17 protein-coding genes are annotated in these 18277 nt (G+C 53.3%); 9 read left to right on the top strand and 8 right to left on the bottom strand.

From position 1 onward, the window contains the following. Positions 1-430: 430 nt before the first annotated feature. Positions 431-1936 carry a leucyl aminopeptidase gene (locus TRICHSKD4_RS24215; protein ID WP_009759878.1) on the bottom strand — a complete coding sequence of 502 codons (1506 nt, stop codon included), beginning with the start codon at positions 1934-1936 and terminating at the stop codon, positions 431-433. A 227-nt stretch (positions 1937-2163) separates the two neighbouring features. Between TRICHSKD4_RS24215 and lptF the strand changes: the two genes are divergently transcribed. The 6 genes from lptF (at position 2164) to rsmA (ending at position 9788) form a co-directional block, all read left to right on the top strand. Next, on the top strand, positions 2164-3351 hold the full coding sequence (gene lptF / locus TRICHSKD4_RS24210; protein WP_009759877.1) for an LPS export ABC transporter permease LptF: 1188 nt from the start codon (positions 2164-2166) through the stop codon (positions 3349-3351). Beyond that, positions 3348-4442: an LPS export ABC transporter permease LptG gene (gene lptG / locus TRICHSKD4_RS24205; protein ID WP_009759876.1), complete on the top strand. Its 1095-nt coding sequence runs from the start codon at positions 3348-3350 to the stop codon at positions 4440-4442. Before lptF ends, lptG begins: the two co-directional genes overlap by 4 nt. Before the next feature lie 6 nt (positions 4443-4448). Next, the gene (locus TRICHSKD4_RS24200) at positions 4449-6842 is read left to right on the top strand and encodes an LPS-assembly protein LptD (protein ID WP_208993170.1); all 2394 of its coding nucleotides are present in this window, start codon (positions 4449-4451) and stop codon (positions 6840-6842) included. A gap of 146 nt (positions 6843-6988) precedes the next feature. Beyond that, complete coding sequence (locus TRICHSKD4_RS24195) at positions 6989-7909, top strand: peptidylprolyl isomerase (RefSeq protein ID WP_083782866.1); 921 nt, start codon at positions 6989-6991, stop codon at positions 7907-7909. Positions 7910-7917: 8 nt separating this feature from the next. Continuing rightward, positions 7918-8934: a 4-hydroxythreonine-4-phosphate dehydrogenase PdxA gene (gene pdxA / locus TRICHSKD4_RS24190; RefSeq protein WP_009759873.1), complete on the top strand. Its 1017-nt coding sequence runs from the start codon at positions 7918-7920 to the stop codon at positions 8932-8934. 11 nt (positions 8935-8945) lie between these two features. Further along, entirely contained in the window at positions 8946-9788 is an 843-nt protein-coding gene (gene rsmA, locus TRICHSKD4_RS24185; RefSeq protein ID WP_009759872.1) for a 16S rRNA (adenine(1518)-N(6)/adenine(1519)-N(6))-dimethyltransferase RsmA, read from the top strand. 56 nt (positions 9789-9844) lie between these two features. Here the strand turns inward: rsmA and gmk are convergent, their stop codons facing one another. From gmk to fabD, 7 genes are all read right to left on the bottom strand, one after another. Next, positions 9845-10549, bottom strand: coding sequence for a guanylate kinase (gmk, locus tag TRICHSKD4_RS24180; RefSeq protein WP_009759871.1), 705 nt, complete (start codon positions 10547-10549; stop codon positions 9845-9847). A gap of 3 nt (positions 10550-10552) precedes the next feature. After that, positions 10553-11446: a YicC/YloC family endoribonuclease gene (locus TRICHSKD4_RS24175; RefSeq protein WP_009759870.1), complete on the bottom strand. Its 894-nt coding sequence runs from the start codon at positions 11444-11446 to the stop codon at positions 10553-10555. A 53-nt stretch (positions 11447-11499) separates the two neighbouring features. Continuing rightward, on the bottom strand, positions 11500-12630 hold the full coding sequence (mltG, locus tag TRICHSKD4_RS24170; RefSeq protein ID WP_040617388.1) for an endolytic transglycosylase MltG: 1131 nt from the start codon (positions 12628-12630) through the stop codon (positions 11500-11502). A gap of 117 nt (positions 12631-12747) precedes the next feature. Beyond that, positions 12748-14013 (bottom strand): beta-ketoacyl-ACP synthase II, encoded by a 1266-nt coding sequence (gene fabF, locus TRICHSKD4_RS24165; RefSeq protein ID WP_083782865.1) that lies wholly within the window; start codon positions 14011-14013, stop codon positions 12748-12750. Between the two features lie 76 nt (positions 14014-14089). Next, entirely contained in the window at positions 14090-14326 is a 237-nt protein-coding gene (locus TRICHSKD4_RS24160; RefSeq protein ID WP_009759867.1) for an acyl carrier protein, read from the bottom strand. A gap of 253 nt (positions 14327-14579) precedes the next feature. Next, positions 14580-15317, bottom strand: coding sequence for a 3-oxoacyl-[acyl-carrier-protein] reductase (gene fabG, locus TRICHSKD4_RS24155; protein WP_009759866.1), 738 nt, complete (start codon positions 15315-15317; stop codon positions 14580-14582). A gap of 73 nt (positions 15318-15390) precedes the next feature. Continuing rightward, positions 15391-16335 carry an ACP S-malonyltransferase gene (gene fabD, locus TRICHSKD4_RS24150; protein WP_009759865.1) on the bottom strand — a complete coding sequence of 315 codons (945 nt, stop codon included), beginning with the start codon at positions 16333-16335 and terminating at the stop codon, positions 15391-15393. A 507-nt stretch (positions 16336-16842) separates the two neighbouring features. On the opposite strand from fabD, the gene rpsF reads away from it, so the two are divergent. The 3 genes from rpsF (at position 16843) to rplI (ending at position 18203) form a co-directional block, all read left to right on the top strand. Next, positions 16843-17253, top strand: a complete 411-nt coding sequence (gene rpsF, locus TRICHSKD4_RS24145) for a 30S ribosomal protein S6 (protein ID WP_009759864.1) — start codon at positions 16843-16845, stop codon at positions 17251-17253. Between the two features lie 5 nt (positions 17254-17258). Further along, on the top strand, positions 17259-17507 hold the full coding sequence (rpsR, locus tag TRICHSKD4_RS24140; protein ID WP_009759863.1) for a 30S ribosomal protein S18: 249 nt from the start codon (positions 17259-17261) through the stop codon (positions 17505-17507). 108 nt (positions 17508-17615) lie between these two features. Beyond that, positions 17616-18203, top strand: coding sequence for a 50S ribosomal protein L9 (gene rplI, locus TRICHSKD4_RS24135; protein ID WP_009759862.1), 588 nt, complete (start codon positions 17616-17618; stop codon positions 18201-18203). The last annotated feature ends 74 nt before the right edge of the window (positions 18204-18277 follow it).

Raw genomic sequence — 18277 nt, 5'->3', positions numbered from 1 at the left:
GGCGACGAAACTCATCTTCTTGAACGAGGCGTTGTGGCCTCAAGCCTTAACGTGATGCATCCGCACAACACCTCCGCCATAGAATAATTCACAGGCATTTCACTCCATGGACATCCATGTCCAGTCGTATCATTAACGCTTCGAAAATGTCGAACGGCTAAAGATTTTTGTCGGGGATGGATTCGCGGGCGAGAAATCACGTCTTGCGAACCTGTTTGACGACTGTTGGGGGATGAATGTTCACGCGTATCATGGTGTTTCTTGCGCTGGTAATGGTAATGGCCGGAGCAACAGCGGGTATGGGCCTGATTGTAACGGAGCCGGCAACAGCCTGCCAATCTTACAAGACGTGCTGATATCCTGAAAAAACTGGATACGAAAAACCCGCCATTTCGGCGGGTTTTTCTTTGCCATATCAGATAACGCTCACCTATTTGCCTTCGTAATTGTCCGAAACAAGCCGGTCCAGAAGACGCACACCAAAGCCGGACGCCCAAGCTTGGCAGATCTCCGTCTTGGGACCGCCAAACGCAGGGCCAGCAATATCGAGGTGCACCCAGGTCGTGCCATCTTGAATAAAGCGCTGCAGGAACTGCGCAGCTGTAATTGATCCTGCCCAGCGGCCGCCGGTGTTTTTCACGTCAGCATTCGGCGTGTCGATAATCTTGTCATATTCCTTCGACAGCGGCATCCGCCACACGCCTTCGCCTGTCACCTCACTCGCAGCCTTCAACTGATCGGCAATCGTGTCGTCGTTGGAATAAAGGCCTGCGTTTTGATGTCCCAAAGCCACAATGATTGCGCCTGTTAATGTCGCGAGGTCGATTACAAAGGCAGGCTTGTATTTCTCCTGCGTGTACCAAAGAGCATCAGCAAGAACCAAACGTCCTTCAGCGTCCGTGTTCAAAATTTCAATGGTCGTGCCGGACATGGCGGTGACGATATCGCCCGGACGCTGTGCATTTCCATCCGGCATGTTTTCCACAAGCCCAATCACGCCGATTGCATTGACCTTGGCCTTCCGTGCTGCAAGGGCATGCATGACGCCAACAACCGTTGCCGCTCCGCCCATATCGCCCTTCATCTCTTCCATGCCACCTGATGGCTTGATGGAAATGCCGCCCGTATCGAAGACAACACCTTTCCCCACGAAAGCCACAGGCTTTTCACTCTTTTTCCCGCCATTCCAACGCATGACGGCAAGACGTGGCGGCCGGACAGCACCTTGAGAAACACCAAGAAGCGCATCCATCTTGAGCTTCTTCATTTCCTTTTCGCCGAGAACCTCCACCTCGGCACCGAGCTTAGAGAGAGCTTTAGCCCGGGCAGCAAATTCCACTGGCCCCAACACATTGGCTGGTTGATCTACAAGGTCACGTGCCAGGATGACCCCATCCGCAATCGCTTCTGCTGCACCCCAAGCTTTTTTCGCAGCATTGGTATCAGCGACACCAATCTGGATAGTAACCGGATCTGAGGAGGCCTCATCTGCTTTCTTGGTTTTGAAATCATCGAATTTGTAGGATCGCAACTTCATGCCTGCCGCAAACCCGGCAGCATTCTCAGGCGCTGCAGCACTTTCCCCTAGCAGATCAAACGCGATGAACACCTTGTCGGCACTGGCCTTTTGAGCGAGCCCATAGACCGTGCCGCCTAGGTTTTGCCAATCGAGCTCGCTCAGCTCGTCAGTTTTTCCAAGCCCAACAACAATCAGGCGCTCCAAATCCAAACCTGCAGGCGCGATCAGATCCAACGCAGCTGCCATTTTACCGGTAAAGCCGGCGATTTCGGCAGCCTTGCCCAAGGCATCAAGCGTGCCACCATAAAGACCTTCCAGAAAGCTACCGCCTGCGAGGTTTTCATCCACAAACGCAATAACCGTTCCATCCTTTGGGGCAACTAGTTTTCCAAAGGATACTTTCTTGAGCGTTGTCATTATTTAATCCCAGTCGATTGCATGAAGAATGTGCCAAAGGCTTGCACACGTTGATTGGGAAATAAACCGCTTTTTCCAAAGACGCCGCAAGCTCCTTCTCCCTACCCAAAAACCCGATTGCATAATATTTTAACCATCTTTATTGGTGAGATGTTCACCAAAACCGTGGCTTATTATGAGCCGCCGGACAGGCAAATGAATCAAATTCTTAGGTTCTCCCTCACCGTATGAAAACACTCGAGCGCTACATCTTTAAACGTGCGATAGGCGTTTTCTTTATGGCCATGGCGGCCATGGCCGGGGTGGTTTGGTCAACGCAGGCCCTGCGCCAGTTGGATCTTGTGACATCAAAGGGGCAAACCATTGTCCAATTTATTGGCATCACCATGTTGGCGCTGCCATTCTTGCTGGTGATCGTAGCCCCCTTTGCCTTGATGATTGCCCTTGTTCTGGTCCTGAACGCGCTTTCCGGCGACAGTGAGCTGATCGTGATCGATGCAACCGGTGGGTCCAGATTTCTGGTATTGAAGCCGGTGTTGATTTTTACCGCAGCTGTCACCGCTCTCACAGCCACGCTTTCAATCTATGTCGCACCGTTAGGCCTGGGTGAGCTTAGAGAAGAAATCACCCGCGTGCGCGCCGATTTGGTGGCCAATATCGTCAAGCCGGGCCATTTCATCAATATGGACGCGGGGCTCACCTTCCACATTCGTAATCGCTCTGGCAACGGAACGCTTGACGGTCTGCTTCTGCATGATGTGCGCGACAAGGACACCGCATTCACCTATCAGTCTGACACCGGACACATCGTTGAAGTGGCCGACCGCACCTTATTGGTCATGCAAAACGGAACGATCCAGAGAAAGCCGAAAGGTGCTGGAGAAATCTCGATTGTCCGTTTCCAGTCTTATGCGTTTGACCTTTCCAACCTGATCCCGGAAGCCTCGGAACCTGTGTACAAGGCCAGTGAGCGGTCAACGATGAACCTGCTCAACCCACCGCCGAACGATGCCTATGCCCTGCAGCATCCGGACAAGCTGTTGGCCGAACTGCATGAGCGTTTCAGTCAACCGCTCTATTGTCTTGCTTTCGCTTTGGTGGTCTTTGCCTTTCTCGGCAAAGCCAGAACAACGCGGCAGGGGCGCGGAATTGCGATCCTCGGCGCTATCACAACATGCATTTTGCTTCGTACAGCCGGTTTTGGGGTAACGGCTATCGCCAGTGGCTTTACGGGGCTTCTCCTACTTCTCTATGTGGTTCCAATAGCTGCTATGGCAGTTTCCGTTTGGTCGATCATGCAAGATGACAGAGGCCCTGCCCCCAAGTGGCTCATTGACCTCAATGAGCGTATGTCCCAACTGATAGAACGGCTGCAATCCCGCTTCAGCGGTCATCAACAAGGTGGCGCCTCATGATCTTGGGTCGCACACTTGCAATCTATTTCTCCGCACGTTTTTTTAAGTCTATCCTTGGGCTATTTCTGCTCGCAGCTGTGCTCATTTTCTTGTTCGATGTTCTGGAGCTGGTGCGTCGCGGCGGCGATCAGGAAGGATTCACCGTTGTACGGGTCGCCTTGATCTCAATCCTGCGTGTTCCCCTGCTTCTTGAACAAGTAATCCCTTTTGCCGTCTTGTTCGGCTCAATATTGGCCTTTGTCACCCTCTCCCGTGCGCTGGAACTGGTGGTTGCTCGCGCCAGCGGCATATCCGTCTGGCAGTTCGCAGCCCCCGCCGTAGTTGTAGGTTTGATTATTGGAACTCTGTCCGTCGTCGCCTACAATCCGCTCGCAGTCTGGCTCCAGCATCGCTCGGACGAAGCGGCGGCAGGTCTGTTCGGCTCTGAGCAGAGTTTCCTTCTGCAAACAACTCAGGACGTCTGGGTACGGCAAGACGGCTTGGACGGCGAATCTGTTTTGCTTGCCAAGCAGCTTTTGGATGGCGGCACTCGACTTCTTGATGTCACTATCTTTGCCTTCGACAAGGAAGGATCCTTCAAGGAACGGGTCGAAGCGGCTACTGCGCGCCTTGGAGACCAAATCTGGTTTTTGGAAGATGTAACGGTCTACACGACAGAACGCGACCCACAACAATATGGCCGTTATGAAGTCAGCACTTATCTGACGGCCACAGAGGTTCGAGAGAGCATTGGGTCTCCAGAATCAATTTCCTTCTGGTCCTTACCGAGGTTTATCGAGCTGGCCCGCAATGCCGGCCTGCCAGCTTATCGCTATACACTTCAGTATCAGACTCTGTTGGCCAGACCTCTGCTTTTAACAGCAATGATAATCATTGCAGCGGCGGTTTCCCTTCGGGTATCTCGATTTGGTGGCCTTGGGAGTATGATTTTGGGTGGAATCGTAGCCGGGTTCGTGCTTTACGTTCTCTCCGAGCTAGCGAAGGATTTCGGTGGGGCTGGAATCGTGCCTCCGATTGTTGCTGCGTGGGCTCCGGGGATATTTGGGGTACTAATGGGTTTGACAATCCTGCTGAAACAGGAAGACGGGTAAGAAGAAGTGAAGCGTATCGTCACAACCTTACCGGTCGATGGCACTTCTAAGTGTCACAGGAAGTTGCGTCTCCTTGCAAAAATGCTTGGAACCGTGGCAGCTATTGCGCTGCTTCAAGGCACCATTTGGTCATCACCAGCGGCTGCACAAGAAGCTTTGGAAGCGAATTTTGCAGGCGATCTGGATCCGAATGCCGAGATGGCATTGGAATCCGATAATCTGACCTATGATTTTGATCGTGATTTGATCATCGCGACAGGAAACGTTCAGGTTTTCTACGATGGGATCACCGTCGAAGCTGCAAAGATCACCTTTGACCGCGCGAACGGGCAGCTTACTGCGCATGGCAATGTCATCCTGACGGAACCTGAGGGCAACGTTATCCAAACGGAAGAAATTACGCTTTCCGATGATTTGGCCAACGGTTTTGCGCGCGCCCTTCGGGTTGAAACCGCTGATCGGACCCGGATCATCGCTGACAGCGCAGAGCGCCAGAACGGCAACAAAACAACATTCAAGAACGGCACCTATAGCGTTTACACCGGCCCGAAACACCCGCCGGAAAAGCCACCGCTTTGGCGCATTAAATCCGCCACGATCATTCACGATAAAAAAGCTCAGACGATCCGCTATGAAAACGCCCGGTTCGAGTTTTTTGGTGTGCCTATAGCGTATGTACCGTTTCTTTCGATGCCAGACCCTTCGGTTAAACGGAAATCCGGGTTCCTGATTCCAAACTATATTCTATCCAGCAAGCTCGGCTTTGGTGTTTCGGTCCCATATTATTGGGCGCTAAGTCCTCACTATGATCTTACCACAACACTGACACCGCTAACCCGACAAGGTGTTCTGGGTGATGTGAGTTTCCGGCACCAGTTGAAAAACGGTAGTTACACTATCTCTGCCGCCGGTATCAGTCAGATGGACCGCTCGAAGTTCTCCGGCACAAGTGGCGATGAACAATTGCGCGGCGCGGTAAGAACAACCGGTAGCTTCTCACTGAACAACTTCTGGTCTTACGGCTGGGATCTTGTTTACAAGTCAGACAGATCTGTGCTTGCTGACTATACTTGGACGAGTATGGGCGGTGCCAACAGATCTAACATTTATCTAGATGGCTACACCGACCGAAATAGCCTTACCTTCAAGGGCCTTGCTTACTCGATTTCGCAGGAAGATTATCGAAATGAGGATCTTGATGCACCGGGTTTTTCTCCGGTAGGCGACAAGCTCCAAGATAAGCAAGCGTTTGTTCTGCCCATTGTCGACTATGACTATGTTTTCAGCGATCCAATCGTTGATGGCGAGCTTTCACTCAAAGCCAACTTCAGCTCGCTCACCCGTTCAGAAACTGACGCTTTCTCACCAGATGGCGGAACGACATCGCGCTTTCGCGGTATTGATGGCACATTCTCTCGCTTGTCTGGTGAAGCAGAATGGCGACGCACATTCATTGACCCAATTGGTCAAAGTTTCACACCGTTTGCCTATGTGCGCGGTGACCTATTCTGGCAGGCAGGCGCTGATCGCGATGTAAATCGCTTGGCGAATGAAGACTTTGCCGGACGCGCCATGCCAGCAGCAGGTCTGGAATATCGTTACCCGATTGTCGCGACATTCCAGGGCGGCAATCAAATCATCGAACCAATTGCACAAGTCATTGTGCGGCCAGACGAGCAGCGGATCGGCGAGCTGCCAAATGATGATGCGCAGAGCCTTGTGTTTGATACAACGACCCTGTTTGATTACGATAAATTCTCCGGTTTTGACCGTGCAGAAGGTGGATCCCGCCTGAACCTTGGCATGAGTTACAAGCTGCAACTCAACGAGGGCTATTACATCAGCGCCCTGTTCGGCCGTTCGATCCAGCTGTCCGGTGAGAATTCCTTCGAGAAAGCCGACCTTCTCGGCTCCTCATTGGACTCTGGTCTGGAAAGCCGCGAATCTGACTATGTCGGCAGTCTTTATTTTGACACCCGCTTCGGGGTCAAGGTTGGTGCTCAAGCCCGCTTTGACGATGAAGACCTGTCTGTAAACCGACTACAAGCTCAGGCGCTCGCCAGTTACGGTCCGGTCGTTTCCTCACTCACTTATGCCTTTTTGGGTGAGCAGCCAAATCTTGGAATCGATGAACCACGTGAGGAACTGGTTGGGTCTGCGAGCATACGCTTGCTTGAGAACTGGCGCGCATATGGTTCGTTCCGTTATGACATCGAGAATGAGAACATCGTTCAAGATGGTATCGGCATCGGCTACGATGACGAAGGGTTTTCCATGTCACTGTCTTATCTCGAAGATAGAAGCCGGAACGATGGGGAAGCCACGAACAAGACTGTCTACTTCCGCTTTGGCTTGAGAACAATCGGCGACTTCCAACTGTTTCAGGGCTTAGGCCAATAAACGTCGATTGTGTCTGGAAATCAGCGCCTTTTTAACGCTACAATTGGATGGTCTACCAAGACCTGAAAAGCGTTGCGTTATAAGACGCGGCAATCAAGATAAGTAAACTAAAATCGCGTTTACTGCCAACGACGGACGAACACCTTATGCGGAAACGAGTACTTCCGATCTTTCTTACCCTCCTAGTAGTGATGGGTGGCTTTGGATTGACGCCTGCATCCGCTGGTATCAAGGTGGTCGTGAATGGAAAGCCGATTACCACCTATGACATCAATCAACGTGCGAAGCTAATCCGCCTCATCCAGCGCTCTTCGGTCGCCGCATCTCGTCGTGAAGCCGAAAAAGAGCTGATCGATGACCGGCTTAGGCTGGAAGAGGCCTCAAGAATTGGCGTCAAGATTTCCGAAGCAGAAGTCAATAACGCATACGCAAATATTGCACGCAATGTGAAATTGACACCTGCCAAGCTGACTGCCGGACTTCGTCAAAGCGGCGTAAACCCTCAGACCTTGAAGGACAGACTGAAAGCCCAACTTGCGTTTCAGCAAAGCGTCCGCCGCAGGTTTAACAGTCAGGTTGATGTCGATGAATCCGATATTATCAACGCGCTTCGCAAGTCGGATGACGAGAACAAAAACATCAGTGTTGAGTACAACCTTCAGCGCGTCATCGTGGTGGTTCCAAAGAAGTCCTCCAAGGGCTTCCGAAACAAGCGTTTGGCTGAAAGCAACAGCATTCGCAAAGCCGTGACGGCCTGCGACAGCGCTGGTGCTGTTTTTGGAAAATACAGCGAAGTTGTCGTGCAGCCGATAGGGCGTCGTCTGGAAACCGAATTGCCAGAACCGATGCGCAAGGAAATCAGTAAGACGACACCTGGCAAGCTAACCTCTCCTCGCAAGACAGAGGTAGGTTTTGAGATGATCGCTGTGTGCGGCAAGCGGGAAATTGCGTCGGACATCGCAGCACGTACAGAACTTGAAAACGAACTCCGTGCAAAAGAAGGCGAAGCCCTAACCCGACGGTATCTGATGGACCTACGGCGTCGCGCAAGCATTGTTTACCCCTGAAGGACTTGATGGTTCACATACCAAAGCCTCTAGCCGTTACGAGCGGCGAACCAGCCGGAATTGGCCCAGACATTACCCTGCTAGCCTGGGCCAACCGACGTAAACTCCAACTGCCATATTTTTATATTCGCTCAGATGTTTCCCTTCTAACGGAGCGCGCGCGCCAATTGGGCCTCAAAGTCCTAGTTCAAGAATGTGATGCGACCGAAGCAAATGCGGTTTTTGACAAGGCCTTGCCTGTTGTACAAACGGGTGGCTCAGTGGAAGACACACCCGGCCTAGAAAATTCGGTTACCGCTGCGACCGTTTTGTCCTCAATTGAACAGGCTGTGGCCGATGTTAACAGTGGCGTTGCGGCCGCTGTTGTCACAAATCCAATCAACAAAGCCGCGCTTTATAGCCATGGCTTTGAACACCCCGGGCATACAGAGTATCTCGGCGCTCTGGCTGAGAAGTATTGGGGCACAAGGCCCAAACCAGTAATGCTGATTGCCGGACCGGATCTGATGGTCGTACCGGTAACCATTCACATTCCGATTTCCAAAGTACCAACATCCCTGACCAAAGAGCTGATCCTTGATGTTGTTCGCACAACCGACAAGGATCTGAAAACCCGATTTGGAATACAGCACCCCCGCCTCGCCATTTGCGGGCTGAACCCACACGCTGGCGAAAGTGGCACAATGGGCACAGAGGATCGGGAGGTCATTGCACCTGCTCTGGCACAATTGCAAAGCGAAGGCGTAAGGGTCTCCGGGCCACATCCTGCGGACACACTGTTTCACGGCGACGCTCGAAAAACCTACGATTGCGCAATTGGCATGTATCACGATCAGGTTCTGATCCCGGCGAAAACTCTTGGCTTTGATGAGGCTGTAAATGTAACACTCGGCCTTCCTTTTGTCCGAACCTCACCCGATCATGGAACAGCCTATTCGCTTGCTGGAACAGGTCAGGTGAAAATTGACAGCTTTGCAGCAGCCCTTCGATTTGCTGCGGTGCTTGCTGACCCATCCGCAACATAACAGGCTGCCATATGGCGCAAATTGATACGCTTCCCCCTCTCCGCGAGGTCATTGCCACACATGGTCTCGACGCCAAGAAGTCTCTTGGCCAAAATTTTCTGCTCGATCTTAATCTGACCTCCCGCATTGCTCGCTCCGCAGGCGATTTGAATGGGGTCACGGTTCTTGAGGTTGGTCCTGGTCCGGGTGGGTTGACCCGCGCCATACTGGCCGCCGGTGCAGACCGAGTTATTGCAATTGAGAAAGATACACGGTGCCTTCCAGCACTTGCAGAGATATCCAATCACTATGATGGCAAGCTGGAAGTCATCAGCGAAGACGCGCTGAAAATTGATCCAACGAGCCTCGGCATTAGCGGGCCAATCAAGATCATCGCCAATTTGCCATATAATGTGGGCACACAATTGTTGATCAACTGGATCACGACCGAAAACTGGCCACCATTCTGGACCTCCCTCACTTTGCTATTTCAAAAAGAAGTTGGCGAACGAATTGTCGCGAAACCGGGTAGCAAGGCCTATGGTCGTCTTGGTGTTTTGGCCAGTTGGAGATGCCAAAGCGGGATGCTGTTTGACATCGGACCTCAGGCGTTTACCCCGCCTCCTAAGGTCACGTCCGCCGTGGTGCATCTTGTGCCGACCCACTCTCCGCTTCCATGTGATTTAAACATTCTGGAAAAGATTACAGCCGCGGCATTTGGCCAAAGGCGCAAGATGCTGCGTGCCAGTTTGAAAAGCCTTGGCAAGCCACCCGAACCTCTTCTGGAAACTGCCGGAATTGAACCGACGACACGTGCAGAGCAGGTTGATGTGGAAGGGTTTGTCCGCATCGCAAATGCGTACGCTGCCTCTTGAACGGAAAAGGCCCGCCGCTGGCGAGCCTTCACTTCACACTCCTCAAAGCCTCTCGACTAACTTTGCTCAGACAGAGACTGCTCAAGATCGCCAACCATCCCGTCGATCAAAGGCGCGATAGCTGGAGACCGATGCTGCTTGTGACGTTCAGCGCGCAATATGGCACGCACGCTCTCGTAGGCACGCTCAAGGTCATCATTCACGACAACATAGTCATATTTTGACCAATGCCGCATCTCGCCAACGGCGGTTTTCAGTCGGCGCATGATGACATCTTCAGAATCTTCTGCGCGGCGGCGCAAACGGGACTTCATCTCCGCGATAGAGGGCGGGAGAATGAATATGGACACAACATCGGAGCGCATCTTCTCATAGAGCTGAAAGGTGCCCTGGATATCGATGTCAAAGAGAACGTCCTGACCTGCTTCAAGCGCATCTTCTACCGGACGGCGCAGTGTCGCATAGTAATTCTCATGCACCTGCGCCCATTCCAGAAGCTCGTCATGTTCCTTCATCTGGTCAAAACGGGCATTGTCCAAGAAGTGATAATGCACACCGTCGACTTCGCTGGAACGACGCGGACGGGTCGTGACGGAAATGGACAAAGAAAGATTGGTTTCTTTCTCCAACAACAAACGGGCAATCGTTGACTTGCCAGCACCGGATGGCGACGACAGGACTAACATCAAGCCACGACGTTGCGCCTCAGCCTGATCTGCGCTGACACTGGTTCCGCTCAAGGGGGCGATGCTATCGCTCATGAATCACTCCAGATTTTGGATCTGTTCGCGCATCTGATCGATAACAGCTTTCAGATCCAGACCAATTGCGGTCAATTCAACATCATTGGATTTAGAGCACAGGGTATTGGCCTCTCGGTTGAACTCCTGCGCGAGAAAATCAAGTCGGCGCCCAACTGCTCCGCCACCGGAAACAAGATCGCGCGCCGCTTTCACATGCGCGACAAGGCGATCCAGCTCTTCGCGAATATCAGCGCGAGTTGCCAAAAGCACTGCCTCTTGGTGCAGTCGTTGCTCATCGAACTGACCTGACGAACTTTCCAGCAACTCCGCAACTTGAGCGGCCAACCGAGCCTTAATCGCCTCTGGCTGGCGCGCTGGAAGCACCTCTGCAGCAGCCGTTAGGTCTTCGATCCGGGAAAGTTGTTCAGAGAGAAGCTTGGTAATTGCACCGCCTTCAGTGTGGCGCATATCAACAAGATCAAGCAATGCTGAATCCAGCGTCGTTAAAAGAGCTGCCTGAAGCTCCTTCTTGAAGTCGTCGTCATCTTCCGGCTCCTGAAACTCAAACACACCTTTTTGGGCCAGAATGCCATCCAGGCTCGGTGGTGGCAGATCCGGCATACGGATTCTCAAGAGATCAACAGCTGAAAGAACAGCGTCCAGGGCGGTCTCATTTATCGCCAACGTGGCTTCAGACTGGTCCCTCTTCATGGATAGACCAATATTCACGCTGCCGCGCTTGAGCAGCTTGCCGGCCCGTTCCTTGATTTTCGGCTCTAAACCTTCAAGGCCTGTAGGTATACGCACGCGAATATCCAGACCCTTGCCATTGACGGATCGAAGCTCCCACGTCCAATGCACAGGTCCCGCTTCGCCTGAAGCGCGCGCAAATCCGGTCATGCTGGCCAAGGCCATGAGAGTACCCCCAAAACTGGCAAGGAGAGCCGAAGCCCTCCTCACAATATCATTTAGTTTCCAGACGCTTCGCCAGCCGCGGCATCCCGCTCCGCCTGACGGCGCTCCCGTTCAATCTTGCGCCATTTGCGGACATTCGCTTGATGCTGTTCGTAAGTTTCAGCAAATACGTGTCCACCCGTTCCATCAGCAACGAAGAAGAGATCCTTTGTACGTGACGGGTTGGCAACCGCTTCCATGGCAGCGCGGCCCGGATTACCAATTGGCCCCGGCGGCAAAGCATCAATTTGATATGTATTGTAAGGGTTCTTGGCCTGCAATTGCGACCTTGTGATACCGGAACGATCACGTATCCAGGCTTCGCCTCCGAACAATCCATAAAGGATTGTCGGATCAGATTGAAGGCGCATGCCCTTGTTCAAGCGATTGACAAAAACACCGGCAACGCGTGGACGCTCGTCCGCTTTGGCGGTTTCTTTTTCCACAACAGACGCAAGGATCACGAGGTCTTCAGGCGTTTTGATCGGAAGATCCGCAACGCGCCGCTCCCAGATCTCAGCAAGCGCATCACTCTGCGCCTTTTGCATTTGATCAATGATCTGTTGGCGAGTTGTCCCTCGGGTGAAGGAATAGGTTTCAGGCAACAACGCACCTTCAGGAGGTGATGTTGTGATGTCTCCAACCAAGATTGGATTGTCTTTCACCCGTTGAATGATCTGTGCTGTCGTCCAACCTTCCGGGATCGTCACCGCATGGTTGATAGCATTGCCCTCAACCAGATCTGTCATGACCTCCTGCATGGATACACCGGGAGCGAAAGCGTATTCGCCTGCCTTCAACTTTTTCTCGTTCTTATGAAAGCGAACGCCAAGATTGAAGATCAGATCGTTCATCCAGTCGTCCGCAATAACACCTTGCGCGGCGAGGCGATCGGTAATGCCAGAAAGGCCCGACCCGGAGGAAACGATGACAGTTGCATTATCAGTGAGTGGCCCAGGCTTTTCAAAGCTCTGCTTGCCAAAATAGAGCACCCCACCCGCAGCAAGAAATCCAAAAACAGCCAGCGAAATTACCATATTCGTCAGGATCACAAGAGGATTACGAACATGACGAGAGCGCGGTGGTGGCCCGGGAGCGACTTCAGGCTGCAATGCTTCCCGCGGGCTCTTGGGTTTGATGCGCATAGTTTGACGACCTCCAAAAAGCCGATTCTCAAGAGGCAAAAGGGCGCCCTGGGACGCCCTTCAAGCCTGATTGCAGCGCGGGACCTGTACCACCGCACCGCCCATAGTTAAACCGACTTATGCGGCAACTTTGCGGAAAATCAAAGACGCATTGGTCCCGCCAAATCCGAAAGAGTTGGACAACGCAACGTTGATGTCCATTTCCTTTGGTTTGTGAGCCACAAGGTCGAGCTCGGTTTCAACCGAAGGATTGTCCAAATTGATCGTCGGAGGCGCTATGCCGTCACGGATCGCCAGAACTGAGAAAATCGCTTCTACAGCGCCCGCTGCACCAAGGAGGTGCCCGACGGAGGATTTCGTGGAGGACATTGCGATGGAACTTGCAGAATCCCCGACCAACCGGGTTACAGCGCCAAGCTCGATTTCATCACCGAGTGGTGTGGATGTTCCGTGGGCATTCACATAGTCAATGTCAGATGCGCTGATGCCCGCCCGATTGAGAGCAGCCGACATACAGCGATAAGCGCCATCACCATCAGAAGACGGTGCCGTGATATGATATGCATCACCCGACAGGCCGTAGCCAATCACTTCAGCATAGATATGCGCGCCGCGAGCAACAGCGTGCTCGTATTCTTCAAGCACGACAATACCAGCGCCCTCACCCATGACAAAGCCATCACGGTCCTTGTCATAAGGGCGTGAGCCCCGCTCCGGCTCATCATTGAAACCCGTGGACAAGGCCCGACAAGCCGCAAAACCGGTAAGAGACAGACGGCAAACCGGACTTTCCGTGCCACCAGCCACCATCACGTCCGCATCGCCATACGCGATGAGACGAGAGGCGTCGCCAATAGCATGCGCGCCCGTCGAACACGCGGTCACAACCGCATGGTTCGGACCTTTCAAACCATGACGGATGGAAACGTACCCACCTGCAAGGTTGATCAAACGCCCAGGAATAAAGAACGGGCTAACCCGGCGCGGCCCCTTGTCCCGCAGGATATGAGCTGCTTCTTCAATTCCCTGAAGACCACCAATACCAGAACCGATAAGAACGCCAGAACGCGCCTGATCCTCATAGGATTCAGGTTTCCAGCCAGCGTCAGCCATGGCCTGATCAGAAGCCGCTACAGCATATACGATGAAGTTGTCGACCTTGCGCCGCTCTTTGGCATCCATCCAGTCATCCGGATTGAACTTGCCCTCTGCGGCATCCCCGATCGGGATTTGGCATGCAATCTGACACGCAATGTCATCAACCTTGAAATTGGTGACTTTGCTGGCGCCGCTTTTGCTCGCAAGAATGTTTTTCCAGGTGGTATCGACGTTTCCGCCCAGCGGAGACACCATACCCATACCAGTAACAACGACTCTTCTCATATACCTGCACTTATTGATGCACAAACGGGGCTGAACGCCCCGCCTGTCGAAAAGAAACCTGAAGAATTCCGGGCAACTAGGCCGGGTTGGCTTCCAGGAACTTTACAGCGTCGCCAACAGTCTGAATTGTCTCAGCTGCGTCGTCCGGGATCTCAACGCCGAATTCTTCTTCAAAAGCCATGACCAGCTCAACAGTGTCGAGGGAGTCAGCGCCCAGATCGTCGATGAAGCTTGCACCTACAACAACTTTTTCAGCGTCTACACCGAGGTGCTCAACGACGATTTTTTTTACACGATCCGCGATATCGCTCATTTTTCACTTCCTTGATTTACTACTCTCGCCCGTCCACGCGAAGCACCCGTAACGTCCGAAACATGTCTTTCTGTTCCGGTGCGAACTCGCGGCCGAAAAGCACGTCCAGGTTGAGCCCTTGCCTTTTGTTAAGAAAGCTCACCCTTTTTGAACAATCGGCGGGTAGGTATCACACTTTGGACACCTTGACCAGCCAATCCCGACAGCACTTTTTCCATCGGGACAATTTTTGCCTGCACAGCAAAAAAGCGTTTTAGATCATAGCCATGCCGCCGTTCACATGAAGCGTCTGACCGGTAACATAAGCAGCCTCATCGCTTGCAAGATAAAGCGCAGCAGAGGCAATTTGGCCAGAAGTGCCCAAACGGCCCGCCGGAACAGAGACGAGGATCGAATCCTTTTGCTTCTCGTTCAGCGCGTCTGTCATGGCTGTTTCAATGAAACCCGGCGCAATCGTGTTCACAGTGATGTTGCGGCTGGCAACTTCACGTGCAAGCGACTTGTACATGCCGATCATACCGGCTTTGGCCGCTGAATAGTTTACCTGACCCGGGTTGCCGGTGACGCCAACAACGGAAGTAATCCCGATAATGCGGCCCGAACGGCGCTTCATCATACCCTTGATCGCTGCACGGCAAATGTGGAAGCCAGAAGTCAGATTCACTTCCAGAACCTGATCCCACTCCTCATCCTTCATCCGCATGAAGATGTTGTCGCGGGTAATGCCCGCATTGTTGACCAGAATGTCGAGCGATCCCATCGCAGCTTCTGCAGCTGGAACAAGACCAGCGACGGCTTCACGGTCAGACAGGTTTGCTGGGGTAACGTGAACACGTTCGCCAAGTTCAGCCGCAAGAGCCTCGAGCTTTTCTGCCCGAGTGCCGGAAATGGCGACCGTTGCACCTTGCGCGTGAAGGGTCCGGGCGATATCGGCGCCGATCCCACCAGTTGCGCCGGTCACAAGCGCGGTCTTGCCTTCAAGATTGAACATGGCGTTTCCTCGTTTTCTGGGACCGCGTCCTGCCCAAAAGGGCAACCGGCCAATGTCTATGTGCGTTCAGCAATCAGCTATTCAAGAGTTCAAACAATGCGTCAATGTCCGTCGGAGTATTGACCGGCTGCACTTTCGCGGAGCGCTCAATGCGCTTCATCATGCCGCTCAGAACCTTTCCGGACCCGACCTCAACAAAGGTGTCGACACCGTTTTCAACCAACCAGCCCATGGATTCGCGCCAGCGAACTGTGCCAGTGACCTGTTCCACCAAATGATTACGAATTTCGGCAGGATCCGTGATGGCTGACGCCAATACGTTAGCAACCAACGGCACTTTCGGGGCAACAATCTCCGCACCAGCGAGAGCTTCCGCCATCGCATCGGCCGCAGGCGCCATCAAAGCGCAATGGAAAGGCGCGCTGACGGACAACATCATGGCGCGTTTCGCGCCTTTGGCTTTCGCAATTTCGACAGCCCGTTCAACAGCAGACATATTGCCAGACACGACAACTTGCCCCGGCGCATTATCGTTGGCAGCCTGACAGACTTCGCCTTGAGCGGCCTCTTCAGCAACTTTCGCCGCCTCCGCAAAGTCCAAACCCAACAAGGCAGCCATACCGCCCTGCCCGACAGGAACAGCCGTCTGCATGGCATTGCCTCGTACACGCAACAGCCGGGCAGCAGTCGCCACATCAAGGCTGCCAGCTGCTGCCAGCGCCGAATATTCACCTAGAGAATGACCAGCAACAAAAGAAACAGACTTGGCCAGATCGAGGCCACGCGCTTCCAGAACCCGCATCGTTGCCAAGCTTACAGCCATCAAAGCCGGCTGGGCATTGGCAGTCAGCGTCAGATCGGCTTCCGGTCCTTCCCACATCAGCGTGGACAGTTTTTGGTCCAGCGCATCATCCACCTCATCGAACACAGCCTTGGCTTCAGCAAATGTATCCGCGAGCTCCTTGCCCATGGAAACGGCCTGACTTCCCTGGCCGGGAAAGGTGAATGCAATGGTCATCTGGAAAAAGCCTCCGGAGATAAGATGAAGACCGCAGGGTCTGTATTTTGCTTCGGCCCCCAAAAGGCTCGAAAGAAAAACCGAGCGAAGGTCCGCAAGTACAGATCTGCGTCTAGTCTGGCGCGAGGCTATCGTACGGATGCGCCCCCCCTGTCAAGAGCCGCACAGTTCTGCGATATTTTTTCAAGTGGGAATTGGCGCCATTCATCTCTACTGAGACATTCTTTTTCGCGAAGAGAGGCCAGAGACTTCTGTAAGGCTCGCGAACGCTACAAATACGTCGGTATTTGGTCTACTCCGCTTGCATTTTCCTGAAAAACAGGTATGAAGCGCCTCTCGCTTGGGTACTCGGCTGGGGGCTGAACGGAAGGGCCAATTGGTCAGGACACCTCAAAACGTCCGTCTTCCCGTGTCTCCGCTCTCGTTAGAATTCTCGTCCCTTTCCGAAGGATGCGAGGAGGCTTTGCGCCGGTTCCCGATGGCAACACTAGAAAGGGCACAAGTTTCATGCCTCTTTATGAGCACGTATTCCTGGCGCGCCAGGACGTTTCGGCCCAGCAGGTCGAACAACTTGTTGAGCAATACAAAGGCGTTCTCGAAGCTGGCGGCGGTTCCGTTGGCAAAATCGAAAACTGGGGCCTGCGCTCCCTCGCCTACCGCATCAAGAAAAACCGTAAGGCACATTACACTCTGATGAACATCACTGCACCGCATGCAGCTGTTGCAGAGATGGAACGCCAAATGGGTCTTTCTGAAGACATCCTCCGCTTCATGACTTTCAAGGTTGAAGAGCATGAAGAAGAGCCGTCTGCAATGATGCAAAAGCGCGACCGTGACGACCGTCGTGTTGGTCGCGGCGACCGTGGTGATCGCGGTGGTCGTGGTGAGCGTGCACCGCGCCGGACCGAAGGGGAGTAAGAAGAATGGTAGATATCGCACAACTTCCAACTCGCCGTCCGTTCTTCCGTCGCCGGAAGACTTGTCCGTTCTCTGGCGCGAATTCGCCGAAGATCGACTACAAGGACACCCGTCTTCTGCAGCGCTACATTTCCGAGCGTGGCAAGATCGTCCCGAGCCGTATCACCGCCGTTTCTGCAAAGAAGCAACGGGAATTGGCCCGCGCCATCAAGCGCGCTCGCCTGCTCGGCCTTCTGCCGTTCGTCATCAGCTAAGTAGCTGGACATTGAGTGAAGGTTTCGCGCCTGCGAAACCTTCCGAACTGGGGCTGTGAAATACCAGCCTCTAACCGCACGAATTGCGGGACAGTATGGAGAAGTCCAATGGAAATCATTCTACTTGAGCGCATCGCCAAGCTTGGCCAGATGGGCGACACAGTTCGCGTACGTGACGGCTACGCCCGTAACTTCCTTCTGCCACAAGGCAAGGCACTGCGCGCCAACAAGGCAAACCTTGAGCGCTTTGAACAACAACGCGCCCAACTGGAAGCACGTAACCTTGAGCGCCGTCAGGAAGCTGAAGCTGTTGCCTCCAAGCTGGATGGCGAATCTCTCGTCATGATCCGCTCCGCTGGTGAAACTGGTCAGCTTTACGGCTCAGTCTCAACTCGCGACATCGCTGAAGGCCTGACTGCAACCGGCTTCACCGTTGCACGCAGCCAGATCGAACTTCGCTCTCCGATCAAGACGATTGGCCTGCACAACGTCGAAATCCGCCTCCACCCGGAAGTGGAAGTTGGTGTGACCATCAACGTTGCTCGTTCTGAAGACGAAGCCACCCGTCAGGCAGCTGGTGAAGACCTCACCACTCCTGAAATGGATGTCTTTGAATTTGAAGAAGAAGACGAGGCCGAAGAGGGTGATGCAGACGCAGAAGCAACCGAAGAAGACGCTTCTGAAGAGCAGGTCTGATCCCAGCCCTTTTGCTTTCACAGCATGTTTCAACCGGCGGCCATTTGGTCGCCGGTTTTTTGTTTGCCTGATAA

The organism is Roseibium sp. TrichSKD4 (genome assembly GCF_000148725.1).
Lineage (GTDB): Bacteria > Pseudomonadota > Alphaproteobacteria > Rhizobiales > Stappiaceae > Roseibium.
The sequence above is the reverse complement of the archived record's forward strand: the minus strand, read 5'-3'. Positions and strand labels throughout refer to the sequence as shown.

Bases quoted from the DNA above. Each gene is read 5' to 3' on its own strand.
- TRICHSKD4_RS24215 (WP_009759878.1), bottom strand. From the start codon at position 1,936: ATGACAACGCTCAAGAAAGTATCCTTTGGAAAACTAGTTGCCCCAAAG.
- lptF (WP_009759877.1), top strand. From the start codon at position 2,164: ATGAAAACACTCGAGCGCTACATCTTTAAACGTGCGATAGGCGTTTTC.
- lptG (WP_009759876.1), top strand. From the start codon at position 3,348: ATGATCTTGGGTCGCACACTTGCAATCTATTTCTCCGCACGTTTTTTT.
- TRICHSKD4_RS24195 (WP_083782866.1), top strand. From the start codon at position 6,989: ATGCGGAAACGAGTACTTCCGATCTTTCTTACCCTCCTAGTAGTGATG.
- pdxA (WP_009759873.1), top strand. From the start codon at position 7,918: ATGGTTCACATACCAAAGCCTCTAGCCGTTACGAGCGGCGAACCAGCC.
- rsmA (WP_009759872.1), top strand. From the start codon at position 8,946: ATGGCGCAAATTGATACGCTTCCCCCTCTCCGCGAGGTCATTGCCACA.
- gmk (WP_009759871.1), bottom strand. From the start codon at position 10,549: ATGAGCGATAGCATCGCCCCCTTGAGCGGAACCAGTGTCAGCGCAGAT.
- TRICHSKD4_RS24175 (WP_009759870.1), bottom strand. From the start codon at position 11,446: ATGGCCTTGGCCAGCATGACCGGATTTGCGCGCGCTTCAGGCGAAGCG.
- mltG (WP_040617388.1), bottom strand. From the start codon at position 12,630: ATGCGCATCAAACCCAAGAGCCCGCGGGAAGCATTGCAGCCTGAAGTC.
- fabF (WP_083782865.1), bottom strand. From the start codon at position 14,013: ATGAGAAGAGTCGTTGTTACTGGTATGGGTATGGTGTCTCCGCTGGGC.
- TRICHSKD4_RS24160 (WP_009759867.1), bottom strand. From the start codon at position 14,326: ATGAGCGATATCGCGGATCGTGTAAAAAAAATCGTCGTTGAGCACCTC.
- fabG (WP_009759866.1), bottom strand. From the start codon at position 15,317: ATGTTCAATCTTGAAGGCAAGACCGCGCTTGTGACCGGCGCAACTGGT.
- fabD (WP_009759865.1), bottom strand. From the start codon at position 16,335: ATGACCATTGCATTCACCTTTCCCGGCCAGGGAAGTCAGGCCGTTTCC.
- rpsF (WP_009759864.1), top strand. From the start codon at position 16,843: ATGCCTCTTTATGAGCACGTATTCCTGGCGCGCCAGGACGTTTCGGCC.
- rpsR (WP_009759863.1), top strand. From the start codon at position 17,259: ATGGTAGATATCGCACAACTTCCAACTCGCCGTCCGTTCTTCCGTCGC.
- rplI (WP_009759862.1), top strand. From the start codon at position 17,616: ATGGAAATCATTCTACTTGAGCGCATCGCCAAGCTTGGCCAGATGGGC.